The organism is Mesorhizobium sp. M0626 (assembly GCF_040320665.1).
Classification (GTDB): Bacteria; Pseudomonadota; Alphaproteobacteria; order Rhizobiales; family Rhizobiaceae; genus Mesorhizobium.
Genome location: NZ_JAMYQD010000008.1, coordinates 54,248 through 68,439 on the forward strand (window position 1 = coordinate 54,248; position 14,192 = coordinate 68,439).

12 protein-coding genes are annotated in these 14,192 nt (G+C 64.5%); 6 read left to right on the forward strand and 6 right to left on the reverse strand.

The window, feature by feature from the left end; genetic code table 11:
- Window positions 1–68 precede the first annotated feature (68 nt).
- From NKI37_RS11575 to NKI37_RS11600, 6 genes are read right to left on the reverse strand one after another with little or no spacing between them, the layout of a single operon-like run.
- Window positions 69–2,123 (reverse strand): ABC transporter ATP-binding protein/permease, encoded by a 2,055-nt coding sequence (locus tag NKI37_RS11575; protein WP_352790229.1) that lies wholly within the window; start codon window positions 2,121–2,123, stop codon window positions 69–71.
- A gap of 23 nt (window positions 2,124–2,146) precedes the next feature.
- A complete protein-coding gene (locus NKI37_RS11580; protein WP_352790226.1) occupies window positions 2,147–3,307 on the reverse strand; it encodes an NAD(P)/FAD-dependent oxidoreductase in 1,161 nt (386 codons plus the stop codon).
- 9 nt (window positions 3,308–3,316) lie between these two features.
- Window positions 3,317–4,492 (reverse strand): N-acetylglucosamine-6-phosphate deacetylase, encoded by a 1,176-nt coding sequence (nagA, locus tag NKI37_RS11585; protein ID WP_352790223.1) that lies wholly within the window; start codon window positions 4,490–4,492, stop codon window positions 3,317–3,319.
- On the reverse strand, window positions 4,489–5,520 hold the full coding sequence (locus tag NKI37_RS11590) for an SIS domain-containing protein (RefSeq protein WP_023684262.1): 1,032 nt from the start codon (window positions 5,518–5,520) through the stop codon (window positions 4,489–4,491). Before NKI37_RS11590 ends, nagA begins: the two co-directional genes overlap by 4 nt.
- Window positions 5,517–6,299 carry a GntR family transcriptional regulator gene (locus NKI37_RS11595; protein WP_023668847.1) on the reverse strand — a complete coding sequence of 261 codons (783 nt, stop codon included), beginning with the start codon at window positions 6,297–6,299 and terminating at the stop codon, window positions 5,517–5,519. Before NKI37_RS11595 ends, NKI37_RS11590 begins: the two co-directional genes overlap by 4 nt.
- On the reverse strand, window positions 6,296–7,174 hold the full coding sequence (locus NKI37_RS11600; protein ID WP_023668846.1) for a glucosamine kinase nucleotide-binding domain-containing protein: 879 nt from the start codon (window positions 7,172–7,174) through the stop codon (window positions 6,296–6,298). Before NKI37_RS11600 ends, NKI37_RS11595 begins: the two co-directional genes overlap by 4 nt.
- Before the next feature lie 199 nt (window positions 7,175–7,373).
- Here NKI37_RS11600 and NKI37_RS11605 point away from each other — a divergent pair, with 199 nt between their 5' ends.
- The 6 genes from NKI37_RS11605 (at window position 7,374) to NKI37_RS11630 (ending at window position 14,169) form a co-directional block, all read left to right on the forward strand.
- Entirely contained in the window at window positions 7,374–8,330 is a 957-nt protein-coding gene (locus tag NKI37_RS11605; RefSeq protein WP_023729668.1) for an N-acetylmuramic acid 6-phosphate etherase, read from the forward strand.
- 1 nt (window position 8,331) lies between these two features.
- Entirely contained in the window at window positions 8,332–9,591 is a 1,260-nt protein-coding gene (locus tag NKI37_RS11610) for an ABC transporter substrate-binding protein (RefSeq protein ID WP_352790220.1), read from the forward strand.
- 240 nt (window positions 9,592–9,831) lie between these two features.
- Window positions 9,832–10,761, forward strand: a complete 930-nt coding sequence (locus NKI37_RS11615) for a carbohydrate ABC transporter permease (protein WP_023668843.1) — start codon at window positions 9,832–9,834, stop codon at window positions 10,759–10,761.
- Window positions 10,762–10,988: 227 nt separating this feature from the next.
- Window positions 10,989–11,828 (forward strand): carbohydrate ABC transporter permease, encoded by an 840-nt coding sequence (locus NKI37_RS11620; protein WP_023668842.1) that lies wholly within the window; start codon window positions 10,989–10,991, stop codon window positions 11,826–11,828.
- Window positions 11,829–12,078: 250 nt separating this feature from the next.
- Entirely contained in the window at window positions 12,079–13,140 is a 1,062-nt protein-coding gene (locus tag NKI37_RS11625; protein ID WP_023732573.1) for a Gfo/Idh/MocA family protein, read from the forward strand.
- 30 nt (window positions 13,141–13,170) lie between these two features.
- A complete protein-coding gene (locus tag NKI37_RS11630; RefSeq protein WP_023668840.1) occupies window positions 13,171–14,169 on the forward strand; it encodes an ABC transporter ATP-binding protein in 999 nt (332 codons plus the stop codon).
- The last annotated feature ends 23 nt before the right edge of the window (window positions 14,170–14,192 follow it).

Consider the following 14,192-nt stretch of genomic DNA (forward strand, 5'->3'; position numbering starts at 1 on the left):
TAGCCGGCTAATGTCTCTGCCCAAGCGCTTCGCCTGGACATCTGTTCGCGGTTCGGCAGTGGCGCCTTTTACCTGCGCGGCTTTTTCACCCGAGTGCTGGAACCCCACAAAGCGCGGTTCAGCAGGTTGCGTTTGCGCTTGCGCGGGATGAGGTCGACGTCGCTGACGAGCTTGGCGCCGCCCTCGCGCCGCTCCAGGGTGATCTTGCGGCTGTGGAAGGCTTCGAGCTCCGCACGATGCGCCACGCTGATGATGGTGACGTCAGGCAGTTCGCGGATCACCGTCAACATCATCGTGTCCTGGCTCTTCTCGTCGAGCGCCGAAGTCGCTTCATCCAGCACCACGATATCGGGGCGATGCAGCAGCAGGCGCGCGAAGGCGAGGCGTTGCTTTTCGCCGCCCGACAGCGTCTGGTCCCATGGCGCCTCTTCCTTGATCCTGCCGGTGAGATAGCCAAGCCCCACCTTGTCGAGGGCAGCCTTGATTTGCTTGATGGTCCACTTGTCCGCCGCCGCGGGATAGGCGACCGCGCGGCGAAGCGTTCCGGAAGGGATGTAGGGGCGTTGCGGCAGCATGAACAGGCGCCTGTCGGTGTGGAAATTGACGCTGCCGCCGCCCCATGGCCACAGGCCCGCGACGGCCCGCACCAGCGTCGACTTGCCTGAACCGGATTCGCCTGAAACCAGCACCCGCTCGCCCGGCTCGATCACGACCTCGGTTTCCTTGACTACGGAGGTGCCGTCGTCGAGTGTCACGGAAAGATTGTCGAGGCTGAGGATGGCGCCGTCTTCCGCTTCGCCCCGGTTGATGCGTCCGAGCGCATCGCTCTGCTCGGCGCGCTCGAGCCCGTCGAGCGACATCATCAGCGAGGCAATGCGCCGCGCGGAGGCGTTCCAGTCGGCGAGGCGCGGATAGTTGTCGACCAGCCAGCCGAACGCGCCTTGCACGATGCCAAAGGCAGACGCCGCCTGCATCACCTCGCCAAGCGTCATCGAGCCTTCGAGGAATTTTGGCGCGCACAAAAGGATCGGCACGACCGGCGCAAACAGGCTCGATCCCTGCGACACCGCCGCCGTGCGCATGTGCTGTCCGGTCAGCAGAGCCCATTGCCTCAGCACGTGGCCGAAATTTCTGTCGATGCCGCTGCGCTCCTCGTCCTCGCCTCCCAGCAAGGCGATGCTCTCGCCGTTTTCGCGCACGCGCGTCAGCGTGTAACGCAGTTCGGCCTCCGCCTGGTTCTTCCGCTCGGAGAGCTGGACGAAATCGCGGCCGATGACCACCATCGAGGTCGAGGTGATGGCGGCATAGATGATCGCGGTGATGACCAGAAAGCCGGGAATGGTGATGCTCTCGCCGCCGATCGGCAGGGTGAGCGCGCCGCCGATGGTCCACAGCACGACGATAAAGGTCGAGGCCGACAGGAACGCGTTGAGGACGCCGGCGGTGAAATCGACCGGCGACTCGGTGGCGATGCGCAGGTCCTCGGTCATGCGGGCCTCGGGGTTCTGGTGGTCGCCGCCCACGAGGTTCAGCTGGTAGTAGCGGCCGTTTGCCAGCCAGCGCGCGACGACCCCGGTGGTCAGCCAGGAACGCCAGCGGCGCTGGATCGTCATGCGCAGATAGACCTGCGCGACGACAAGGCTGCCGCTGCAGATCACCAGCGGCACGAATACGGCGCTGAGGAGATAGACCGTGCGGGCGTTGCGCTGCTCGAGGGCATCGAACATCGAGCGGTTCCAGACGTTGATGCCATACTGGAAACCGATGTTGATGCAGATCAGCAGCAGCACTCCGATCGTCAAAGGCCAGGCGAGCTTGTCGCCATGCCTCCCCCAATAGCCGCGCCCGCTGATCCAGAAACGCCGCAGCAGATATTTTTTGCGCGCCTGCTCGGCCTGCTCGGGCGTCAGCTTGGGATCGGGTTCGACGGCATCCGGCGGCGGCGCAGCCTCGCCAACGGGCTCAGACGCGGCTTCGGCGGCCGATGCTTTTTTCTCGCGCGGCGTGTCCTCGCGCGGTCCATCTCCGCGCGTTTGCCGTGACGGCTTTTCCCGACGCGACTTCGTGGCATCGCGCGCTTCGATGCCGTCGGCCGGTTTCGATTTGGGTTTTGCCTCGGACATATGCCCCGACAACGACCTCCATATCAAAAGGTTTCATGGTATGCGCCTGCCCGACGTTTCAGGAAACGCCCGTCATTGCGATATAAAAGCCCAACGACATGTTCTGCGATGGCGAGGCTGGCGGTAAGGCCAGGGCTCTCGATGCCGAACAGATTGACGATCTGGCCGTCCCCGTGGTCAGCCGGTCCCAGGATGACGAAGTCGGCGGCCGGCTGTCCCGGACCCGACAGTTTCGGCCTGACACCGGCATAGGCCGGTTGCAGGGCGCCATCCGCCAGGCCGGACCAGTAGCGCCTGATTTCGTCGTAGAAGGCAGCGCCTCGTGCGGGATCGACGGTATAGTCGACGCGATCGATCCATTCGACATCTGGGCCAAAGCGCGCGCTCCCCGACATGTCGAGGGTCAGGTGCACGCCGAGGCCGCCATGGACTGGCACCGGATAGATCAGCCGCGAAAAGGGCGAGCGGCCGGAAAGCGCGAAATAATTGCCGCGCGCCAGCCACAGCGGCGGAACACGGTCTTGCGGGAGGCCTTCGATGCGGCCGGCGAGCGCCTGCGCGTCGAGGCCGGCGGCGTTGATGAAGGCGCCGGTCTTCAAGGTGAAACCCTCGCCATCGGCGTCGCGCGTGTCGATCCGGATGCCGTCCGCTTCGATGCTCGCGCCTGAGACAACGGTGAGCAAGGCGAAAGATGCGCCGGCCGCTTCCGCGTCTCCACGCAATGACAGCATCAGCGCCTGGCTGTCGACGATGCCGGTTGACGGCGACAGCAGCGCGCCGGCGCAGCTCAGCGCCGGTTCCAGGCTTTCGGCCTCTGCGCGCGTCAAAAGCTTGAGGTCACCGACTCCGCATTGCGCCGCGTTGATCTGGATCGCCTGCAGTTTGTCCAACTGGTCGGGTTCGACGGCAACGATCAGTTTGCCGGTGCGATGATGGGCGACGTCGTGCTCGCGGCAATAGGCATAGAGACGCTCGCGGCCGTTGACGCAGAGACGGGCCTTCAGGCTGCCCGGCGTATAATGAAGCCCGGCATGGATGACTTCCGAATTGCGCGAACTGGTGCCCGTGCCGATGGCTGCGGCCTTCTCGACCACCAGCACCTCGCGGCCCGACAGCGCCAGCGCGCGGGCAATGGCGAGGCCGACAACACCGGCGCCAGCGACAACGCAGTCGACATCATGCATAAGTGGACTTTAGCGCGGACTGTCCGCGCCTGCAAAAACCTTGTCGCCGCCGATCCAGACGCCGTTGACGTCGAGGTTGTCCGACAGAGCGACGATATCGGCAGCCGTGCCATTGGCGAAGCGGCCGATCCGGTGGGCCTGGCGGACCGCCTGCGCCGGATAGAGCGAGGCCATGCGCAACGCTTCCGACAGGTCCAGCCCGACGATCCGGTGGACGTAGCGAACCGCCGAGATCATATCGAGATCGGCGCCGGCCAGCGTGCCGTCGGCCAGCCGCAGACTGCCATCCTTGCGATAGATGATGCGGCCGTTGAGGGTGAACGATGTCATGTCGGTGCCGATCGTCGCCATGGCGTCGGTGACCAGCACGATCCTGCCCGGCCCCTGCTTGGCGCGCAGCGCGATTGCCATGGTGGCGGGATCGACATGGATGCCGTCGGCGATGATCCCGGCCGACAGACTGCCTATGTCGATGGCCGCACCCGCCAGCCCCGGCTCACGGTTGCCGATCTGGCTCATGGCGTTGAACAGATGTGTGACCACGCTGGCGCCGGCATCGGCAAAGGCTCTGGCCGTGGCGTAGCCGGTGTCGGAATGGCCGAGGCTGACAATCACACCGGCCTTGGCCAAGGCCGCAACGCGGGCAGGCTCGACGGATTCAGGCGCTATCGTCGTCAGCAGCACCGGCAGGTTTTTGCGTGCCGCGACCAGCGCCGCTTCATCCGCATCCGTCATCGGCCGGATCAGCGCCGGTTCATGCGCGCCCTTGCGGGCGACGGAGAGATGCGGCCCTTCGAGATGCAGGCCGAGAAATCCCGGCAGTTTTTGCCGTGCCGCCCCGGTGCCGGCGGCAATGGCCGCGGCGGTGATGTCAGGCGTATCTGTGATCAGCGTCGGCAGCAGTGCGGTCGTGCCGAACGGCGCATGCGCCCGGCAGATTGTTGCCAGCGAGGCGACATCGGGATGGTCGTTGAGCATGACGCCGCCGCCGCCATTGACCTGCAGGTCGACAAAACCCGGCACCAGCATGCCGCCCCCGGCGTCGATGCGGGCAACGCCCGACGGAATGGCGCCGACGGGATGAATGCCTTCGACCACATCGCCGTGCACGACAAGGGCGGCGTTGTCATGCCAGTCGTCGCCATCGAAAATTCGGGCGCCAGTCAGGGCAAAACGGTCGCTCATACGGTTTCCGTCACCTTGCGCAGATTGCGCGGTACATCCGGATCGAGGCCGCGATGGCGGGCGAAGGCTTCGACGAAGCCGTAGAAGGAGACGATCAGCGTCAGCGGGTCAGTCAAGGGATGACCGGTGGCGACATGCGGCAGCCGCGCCGCGCTCTTGGCTTTGTCCGAGGTTACAAAAACGGCTGCACCCTTGCCGGCAAGGTTGTCGGCAGCCTCTGCCACGGACGGCTCGGAGGCATCGCGGGCGGCGAGCGCCAGCACCGGGAAGCCTGGCCCGACCAGGGCCAGCGGGCCGTGCATGACTTCGGCGGCGCTATAGGCCTCTGCATGCATGCCGCAGGTCTCCTTGAATTTCAGCGCCGCCTCGTTGGCCATCGCCGCCGACGGGCCACGTCCTAGGATGAACAGCGATTGCGGCGTCTCCAATGCGCCGGCCAGCGCCATCCAGTCGCAGGCGATCGCCTTGCTGAAATGCTCGGGCAGGCGGGCAAGGGCGGCCAGCAGTCTGTCGTCGCCGGTGCAATGCGCCATCAGCGCCAGGCCGGCGACCGCCGAATTGACGAATGTCTTGGTCGCCGCGACGCTGCGCTCGGGGCCGGCCAGAATGTCGATGGCAAAATCCGAAGCCCGCGCCAGCGGCGAATCGGCGGTGTTGGTGATGGCGACGGTGAGCGCACCGCCGGCTCGTGCCGTCTCGGCCATGGCGACGATATCAGGGCTTTTGCCGGATTGCGAGATGGCGAGGCAAGCCGAACCGGCGAGCTTGAGCTTGGCGCCGTAGATCGAGGCGACCGATGGACCGACCGAAGCGACGGCCAGGCCGGCGGTCAGTTCGACGGCATATTTCATGAAGGTGGCGGCATGGTCGGACGAACCGCGCGCGACGGTAACGACGAAGCTCGGATCGCGCTCGCGAATGCCGCGTCCGGCCTCGGTCAGCACCGCCGCCGAGCCATCGAGCAGACGCGCGACGGCTTGCGGAATTTCGTCGATCTCGCGCCGCATATGGGTGGTCTTGGGGATCATGGTCGGCCCTCTTCGCTCGGCCCTGTCAGGCGCAGTTCGGCGACGAAATCATAGGCGTCGCCGCGGTAGATGGAGCGGGTGAACTCGATCACCTTGCCGCTCGCGAGATAGGAAATGCGTTCGATGTGCAGGCCGGCAATGCCGGATGGCACTTCGAGCAGACGCGCATCGGCGTCGCCGAGATTGGCGGCGGAAATGCGCTGCACCGCCCGCACCGGCCGGTTGCCGGTCAGTTGCAGCGCCGCATAGAGTGACGAGCCTATCCCGGCCGGATCCGGCAGCACGCTGGCCGACAACGAGGCGCGCTCGATGGCCAGCGGCGTGTCGTTTGCGATGCGCAGGCGCGCCACGCGCGCCACCAGCTCGTTCGAGGACAGGCCGAGCACCATCATCTCGTCGGGCGAGGGCGGGTAGAGGTCGCGGTCGAGCCAGGCTGAACGCACCGCCATGCCGCGCCTTGCCATGTCCTCGGTGAATGAAGTGAGCCTGGACAGCGACTGCTCGACGCGCTCCATGCGCGGCGCCACGAAGGTGCCGGAGCCGTGGCGCTGCACGAGGATGCCGCCCTTGACTAGGTCCTGCACCGCCTTGCGGACGGTGACGCGCGAAATGTCGGCCTTGGTGGCGATGTCGCGCTCGGAAGGCAGCGCATCGCCCGGCCCGATCAGGCCGCGATTGACGGCGTCCTCGATGCTTTTCCTGAGCTGCAGGTAGAGCGGGGCGCCGCTCTGCGACGACTGCCTCAGCGTGGCGAAGATCTGGTCGGCGGCATCGCTCATCGCGTCGCCTCCGCTTTGACGAAGATGCGGGCCGCCATCTGCACGGCGCCGCCCAGGGCATCGTCGAGCGGCGCTTTCAGCAGCGCCTGGTAGCGCTGGGAAAGGCGCGGCCCATAGAGCGGCGCCAGCCCGCCGAGCAGGCAGAGCGGGGCGTCATCAGAGAGGTCGAGCGCGTGGAGCGACGCCTCGACATCGGCAACCGACTTGTCCACGATCCAGTTGGCGACGCTGTCGCCCTTCTCGGCATGCTCGAAAACCTTGGGCGCGAAGCCGCCGAAATCGCCGGGCTTGGCATTGGTGGTGAACTCGACCACGTCTTCGGGATTGTTGCGGAAAATGGCCATCATGCTGTCGGTCAGGGCTGAGCGCGGCCGGACGCCGTCATGGGCGAGCAGCGTCTGCTCCAGCAGGTCGCGGCCGATCCGGGCGCCGCTGCCTTGATCACCGACCTGAAAGCCCCAGCCGCCGATGGCGCGCGACGTGCCGCCCTTGCGCGCCATATAGGCGGTGCCGGTGCCGAGGATGGCCATGGCGCCGTCACCAGAGCCGACTGCCCCTTCGAGCGCGATCTCGGCGTCCGTCTCGACGCGGCTGATGCTGAACGGCAGGATCGCTTCAAGCTGCTGGCGATAGGTGCCGACATTGGCGCCGGCAAGGCCGAGAATGGCTGGTGTCTGCGGGATCAGGTCCGGATCTTGCCCGGCGGCGATGAAGGCCTGGCGAGCAGCCTCGACGATGTGGGTGCGAGCGCCGGTGAGATCGGTGCGGATGTTGGCGGCGCCGCTTTTGGCACGGCCAATGACAACGCCATCGCCTGTCGCAAGGGCTGCCCTGCAGCTGGTGCCGCCGCCGTCGATACCGAGCACGAATTTCACGCGATGTCTCCTCCGGGCGGATAATACCAATAAAATACCAATAGCCAAGGGATTAATTTCCGTTTCAAAAAGATTAAGGCGCATCAGGTTGAAAAACCCGGGAATTTTGCCGGCTCAACGATTTCCAGTTCGCAATTTCGTTAATGCGTGTGGACAAGTGGTATTTTTTTGGTATTGTTCTTCCATCGGAGGGACAGGGATGACCGAACCGCGCACCGAAGCGCTTCACAGCAATGCCGAGGGACTGGACATCCAGGCCCCGGACGCCATCCTTTCTTCTTTGGTCAATGCGCAGATCGAGGCCGCCAAGGCTGTGCGCGACGCCATTCCCGCCATCGCCGCCGCAGCCGAAATCATCGCCGGGCGGCTGAACGGCGGCGGCAAGCTCGCCTATGCTGCGGCCGGCAGCTCCGGCCTGATGGCGCTGGCCGACGCGCTGGAGTTGCCCGGCACCTTCGGCATCAAGCGCGAACGCATCGCCATCCTCATCGCCGGTGGCGACGACGCTTTCAAGACCCTGGCCGGCGGACCGGAAGACGACACCGACGAAGCCTCGACGGCAATTGCCGGCGCCGGCATCGGCAAGGGCGACTGCCTGATCGCCATTTCGGCCAGCGGCTCGACGCCTTATGCGGTGCAGGCGCTGAAGGATGCGCGCAGCCGGGGCGCGGCAACCATCGCCATTGCCAACAACAAGGACACGCCCCTGCTCAGGCTGGCCGACGTCGCCATCCTGCTCGAGACGCCACCGGAGGTGATTGCCGGCTCGACGCGCATGGGCGCCGGCACTGCCCAGAAGATCGCGCTCAACATGCTGTCGACGCTTACCGCCATTCATCTCGGCCATGTCCATGACGGCTACATGGTCAATCTCACCGCCGACAACATCAAGCTGCGCGACCGCGCGGCTCGCATCGTCGCCGCTATCAGCGGCCGCGACCGGCAAGACGCCGTGCGGCTGCTCGAAGCGAGCGGCGGCGTCGTCAAGACAGCCATTCTGCTCGCCGCCGGCGCTGCCAACGCCGTTGCGGCCGAGAAGATACTGGAAGGGACCGGCCAGAAGCTGCGGCCAGCCCTTTCCGCGATCGAGGGGAACAAGGGCGTGAAGGCCCCTGTTCTCAAAACCGAACCTGAAAAAGGTCAACAGGGAGACTAGCATGACAACGAAATTACTGACGGCACTGCTTCTCGGCACCAGCATTCTCGGCACCGCCGGGTTGGCTCACGCCGATGACGTAACGCTCAATATCGAAAGCTGGCGCGGCGACGACCTTGCCATCTGGAAGGACAAGCTGATCCCGGCCTTTGAGGCCAAGAACCCGGGCATCAAAGTGGTGTTCGCACCGTCGGCGCCGACCGAGTATGACGCCGCACTCGGCGCCAAGCTCGCCGCCGGCTCGGCTGGCGACCTGATCACCTGCCGCCCGTTCGACAAGTCGCTCGAACTGTTCAAGAAGGGCAACCTTGCCGACCTGTCGGCGCTGCCCGGCATGGAAAACTTTTCGCCCGTTGCCAAGGCCGCCTGGCAGACCGACGACGCCAAGGCGAGCTTCTGCGTGCCGATGGCCTCGGTCATTCACGGCTTCATCTACAACAAGGACGCCTTCGACAAGCTCGGCCTCAAGGTGCCGACGACGCGTGACGAGTTCTTCGCCGCGCTCGACAAGATCAAGGCCGACGGCACCTACATCCCGATGGCCATGGGCACCAAGGACCTCTGGGAAGCCGCGACCATGGGCTATCAGAACATCGGTCCGAACTACTGGAAGGGCGAAGAGGGCCGCGCAGCGCTGATCAAGGGCGACCAGAAGCTGACCGACAAGGACTGGGTTGCTCCCTATGAGGAACTGGCCAAGTGGAAGCCTTATCTCGGCGACGGCTTCGAGGCCCAGACCTATCCGGACAGCCAGAACCTGTTCACGCTTGGCCGCGCCGCCATCTACCCGGCGGGATCGTGGGAGATCGGCCTGTTCAACACCCAGGCGCAGTTCAAGATGGGCGCCTTCCCGCCGCCGGTCGAGAAGGCCGGCGACACCTGCTACATCTCCGACCATACCGATATCGGCATGGGCCTGAATGCGGCGTCGAAGAATGCCGACGCGGCCAAGACCTTTCTGTCCTGGGTCGCCTCGCCGGACTTCGCCACCATCTACGCCAACGCACTGCCGGGCTTCTTCAGCCTAAATTCCACCCCGGTGAAGATGGAAGACCCGCTGGCGCAGGAATTCGTCTCCTGGCGCGACAAGTGCAAGTCGACGATCCGCTCGACCTACCAGATCCTGTCGCGCGGCACGCCGAACCTCGAGAACGAAACCTGGGTTGAATCGGCCAACGTCATCAACGGCACCGACACGCCGGAAGCTGCCGCCAAGAAGCTGCAGGACGGCCTCGACAGCTGGTACAAGCCGGGCAAGTAAGCTCAGAGACAGACAGGGCCCCAAGTGGACGGCCCTGCGTTTTTCGAAAGCATCATCGACTGCGAACGACGGCGCCGCCCCTCATCCGCCTGCCGGCACCTTCTCCCCGTATAGTGACGGGGAGAAGGATCAGCCGAAACGCAGGCGCCCCCTCTCCCCGTCCTTCACGGGGAGAGGGTAAGGGTGAGGGGGCAGCGCTGCCGTCGAAGGCATTGCTAAACCTCGGCGGGGACCGCACTCATGGCCGCACAAACACGACCGAAACGACCGTTCCGCTGGCATATCGGCGTCTTCCTGGCGCCGGCGCTGCTGGTCTATACGGCGATCATGATCCTGCCGCTCGCCGGCACGCTGCAGCTGTCGCTGTTCCGCAATGTCGATCAGCATCAGGTGTTCGTCGGTTTCACTAATTTCCGTACGTTGTTCGGCGACCCCAACTGGTCGGTCGGCTTCTGGAACGCGCTGCGGAACAATACCTGGTTCTTCATCATCCACATGGTGGTGCAGAACCCGATCGGTGTCATGCTAGCGGCATTGCTGTCCAGCCCGAGGCTGAGATTCGCCGCCTTCTACCGCACCGCGATCTTCGTGCCGACCATCCTGTCCTTCGTCATCGTCGGCTTCGCCTGGAAACTGATCCTGTCGCCGTTATGGGGCGTGGCGCCGCATCTGATGGACCTGGTCGGCTTGAAAAGCCTGTTCACGCCGTGGCTGGGCAAGGAGCGATATGCGCTGACCGCGCTCAGCCTGATCTCGGTGTGGCAGTTCGTCGGCATCCCGATGATGCTGATCTATGCAGCCCTTTTGTCGATCCCCGAAGAGGTGATCGAGGCGGCCGAATGTGACGGCATCACCGGCATGTCGCAGTTCTGGAAGATCAAGCTGCCGCTGATCCTGCCGTCGATCGGCATCATCTCGATCCTGACCTTCGTCGGCAATTTCAACGCCTTCGACCTGATCTACACCGCGCAAGGGGCGCTCGCCGGCCCGAACTATTCGACCGATATTCTGGGCACTTTCCTCTACCGCGCCTTCTTCGGCTTTCAGCTGCAGACCGGCGATCCCAATATGGGCGCGGCGATCGCCACGATGATGTTCCTGATCATCCTCGGCGGCGTCTGCGTCTACCTCTTCCTCGTCCAGACGCGCCTGCGTCGCTACCAGTTTTAGAGGGGCGAGATGTCGAGCTTGAACACCCCCCTCTGGCCTGCCGGCCATCTCCCCCGCAAGGGGGGAGATTGGCAGCTCTGGCCTTGCCGCTCGTCTTGCAACGTTGGCGATTGGCGAAAGCAGTCGCGGCATCTGATCTCCCCCCTTGCTGGGGAGATGTCCGGCAGGACAGAGGGGGGTGCCTTGGCGCCAACCTCGCCTGCCTTGGCTCGTCAGGAGACCTTCCAATGAGCACCGCCACTCGTTCGCTGCCCCGCACCATCGGCGCCCACGCGATCCTGCTGACCTACACGGCGATCGCGCTGTTTCCGGTGATCCTGGTCATCATGAATTCGTTCAAGTCCCGCGCCGGCATCTTCAGCGAACCGCTGACGCCGCCGACGCCAAAGACCTTCGACCTGATCGGATATACCACCGTGATCGGGCAGGGCGACTTCATCCACTATTTTCAGAACAGCCTCGTCGTCACCGTCGCCTCGCTGTTCTTCGTGCTTCTGTTCGGCGCGATGGCGGCGTTCGCGCTGTCGGAATACCGCTTCCGCGGCAACACGCTGATGGGGCTTTACCTCGCGCTCGGCATCATGATCCCGATCCGGCTCGGCACCGTCGCCATCCTGCAATTGATGGTGGCGAGCGGGCTGGTCAACACGCTGACGGCGCTGATCCTGGTCTACACCGCGCAGGGGCTGCCGCTGGCCGTCTTCATCCTGTCGGAATTCATGAAGCAGGTGTCCGACGATCTGAAGAATGCCGGCCGGATCGACGGCCTGTCGGAATACACCATCTTCTTCCGGCTGGTGCTGCCGCTGGTGCGGCCCTCGATGGCGACGGTCGCCGTCTTCACCATGATCCCGATCTGGAACGATCTGTGGTTCCCACTGATCCTGGCGCCGTCGGAAGAGACCAAGACGGTGACGCTCGGCGCGCAGTTGTTCCTCGGCCAGTTCGTCACCAACTGGAACGCCATCCTGGCCGCACTCTCGCTGGCGATCATGCCGGTGCTGACCCTCTACGTCATCTTCTCGCGGCAGCTGATCCGAGGCATCACATCCGGAGCCGTCAAGTGAGCGGAGCCCTACAAATCTCTGCTGGAGCCTTCACCCCACCCGGCGCTGCGCGCCGACCTCCCCATCAAGGGGAGGTAAAAGGTCGTGGCTTCATTCACGACCGCCAAAGGGCGACTTTCGGAGAAGCTTCTTTGGCAGTGAGGGTGTTCGCGCCAACGTCCTACCTCCCCTCGATGGGGAGGTCGGCGCGAAGCGCCGGGTGGGGTGACACCCTCTCAGAAGGAACAACTGGAACATCTGGAGTAGTTAGGTGACCTCTAAATCGCCCCTTCGCGTCGTCGTCGCAGGCCTCGGTAATATGGGGCGTAGCCATGCGCTGGCCTACCACACTAATCCGGGCTTCGAGATCGCGGCCCTGATCAACCGCTCCGACGTGCCGTTACCGGACGGGCTGTCGGGCTATGACATCCGTCGTTCCTTCGACGATGCATTGCGCGATGAAAAGCCCGACGTCGCCTGCATCGCCACCTATTCCGACAGCCATGCCGACTATGCGGTGAAGGCATTCGAGGCCGGCTGCCACGTCTTCGTCGAGAAGCCGCTCGCAACAACGGTGGCGGACGCCAAGCGCGTCGTCGCGGCGGCCAAGGCCAATGGCAGAAAGCTGGTGATTGGCTATATCCTGCGCCATCACCCGTCCTGGGTCCGGCTGATCGCCGAGGCGCGCAAGCTCGGTGGCCCTTACGTGTTCCGCATGAACCTCAACCAGCAATCGTCAGGCCCGACCTGGCAGACGCACAAGCAGTTGATGCAGACGACGTCGCCGATCGTCGATTGCGGCGTGCACTATCTCGACGTCATGCTGCAGATCACCGACGCCAAGCCGGTCGAGGTGCGCGGCATGGGGCTGCGGCTGACCGAGGAGATCGCGCCGACCATGTACAATTACGGCCATCTGCAGGTGCTGTTCGATGACGGTTCGGTCGGCTGGTACGAAGCTGCCTGGGGACCGATGATTTCGGAAACGGCGTTCTTCGTGAAGGACGTGATGTCGCCCAATGGCTGCGTGTCGATCGTCATGAAGGAAGGTGTGAAGTCGGACGACATCGACACCCACACCAAGACCTCGACCATCCGCCTGCACAGCGCTGCGACGGGTGCGGACGGCAAGTTCGCCAGGCCGGACGAGATGCTGTCGATGGACGGCGAACCCGGCCACCAGGATCTCTGCGACCTCGAACAGGCCTTCGTGCTGAAGGCGATCCGGGAAGACATCGACCTGACCCGCCACATGGACGACGCGGTGAAATCGCTCGCCGTCTGCCTTGCCGCCGATGAGAGCGTGCGCAGCGGCGCCCCAGTTAAGCTCTAGTAGGGCAAACTCTAGAACAAGGACGAAGCCGTGGGCTCGCTGGTAATCGAGAATGTGAAGAAGGCCTTCGGGCCGGTCGAGGTGCTGAAAGGCATCAACCTCGAAGTGACCGACGGCGAATTCGTCGTCTTCGTCGGCCCATCTGGCTGCGGCAAGTCAACCTTGCTCAGGGTCATCGCCGGGCTGGAGGATTCGACCTCCGGCAGGGTGGTGATCGACGGCGCCGATGTCTCGGCCACGCCCCCGGCAAAACGCGGCATCGCCATGGTGTTCCAGACGTACGCGCTCTACCCGCATCTGACGGTGAAGAACAATATGGGCCTCGGCCTCAAGCAGGCCGGCACGCCCGCCCCGGAGATCGAACGCCGCATCGGCGTCGCCTCGTCGATGCTGTCGCTGGAACCGTATCTCGAGCGGCGGCCGGCGGAACTGTCGGGCGGCCAGCGCCAGCGCGTCGCCATCGGCCGCGCCGTGGTGCGTGAGCCAAAACTGTTTCTCTTCGACGAGCCCTTGTCGAACCTCGATGCAGCGCTGCGCGTCAACACGCGGCTCGAGATCGCGCAGCTGCACCGGCGGCTGAAGGCGACGATGATCTACGTCACCCACGACCAGGTCGAGGCGATGACGCTGGCCGACAAGATCGTCGTGCTCAACGCCGGCCAGATCGAGCAGATCGGCGGCCCGATGGAGCTCTACAATTCGCCGGCAAACGAGTTCGTCGCCGGCTTTATCGGCTCGCCGAAGATGAATTTCATCGACGGCGCCAGATTGGGCGAGACGGCCAAGACGATCGGCGTGCGGCCGGAGCATCTGACCGTGGATCCAAGGTCCGGCGCTTGGAAGGGAACTGTGGTGCATGCCGAACATCTCGGCGCCGACACCAACCTCTATCTCGACTGCGAAAAGGCCGGGCTGATCACGGTCCGCATTTTCGGTGTCTACGACGCCGAGCCAGGTGCGACGCTGTATGCAACGCCGGAGCCGGGTAAGACATACCGGTTTGGGGCGGACGGGAAGACGATCAAGTAATCCTTCGCCGACAGCAACCACGG

Coding starts and splice junctions, on each gene's coding strand:
- NKI37_RS11590 (WP_023684262.1), bottom strand. CDS start 5,520: ATGATCCCCAAGACCACCCATATGCGGCGCGAGATCGACGAAATTCCG.
- NKI37_RS11620 (WP_023668842.1), top strand. CDS start 10,989: ATGAGCACCGCCACTCGTTCGCTGCCCCGCACCATCGGCGCCCACGCG.
- NKI37_RS11615 (WP_023668843.1), top strand. CDS start 9,832: ATGGCCGCACAAACACGACCGAAACGACCGTTCCGCTGGCATATCGGC.
- NKI37_RS11595 (WP_023668847.1), bottom strand. CDS start 6,299: ATGAGCGATGCCGCCGACCAGATCTTCGCCACGCTGAGGCAGTCGTCG.
- NKI37_RS11575 (WP_352790229.1), bottom strand. CDS start 2,123: ATGTCCGAGGCAAAACCCAAATCGAAACCGGCCGACGGCATCGAAGCG.
- NKI37_RS11605 (WP_023729668.1), top strand. CDS start 7,374: ATGACCGAACCGCGCACCGAAGCGCTTCACAGCAATGCCGAGGGACTG.
- NKI37_RS11580 (WP_352790226.1), bottom strand. CDS start 3,307: ATGCATGATGTCGACTGCGTTGTCGCTGGCGCCGGTGTTGTCGGCCTC.
- NKI37_RS11610 (WP_352790220.1), top strand. CDS start 8,332: ATGACAACGAAATTACTGACGGCACTGCTTCTCGGCACCAGCATTCTC.
- nagA (WP_352790223.1), bottom strand. CDS start 4,492: ATGAGCGACCGTTTTGCCCTGACTGGCGCCCGAATTTTCGATGGCGAC.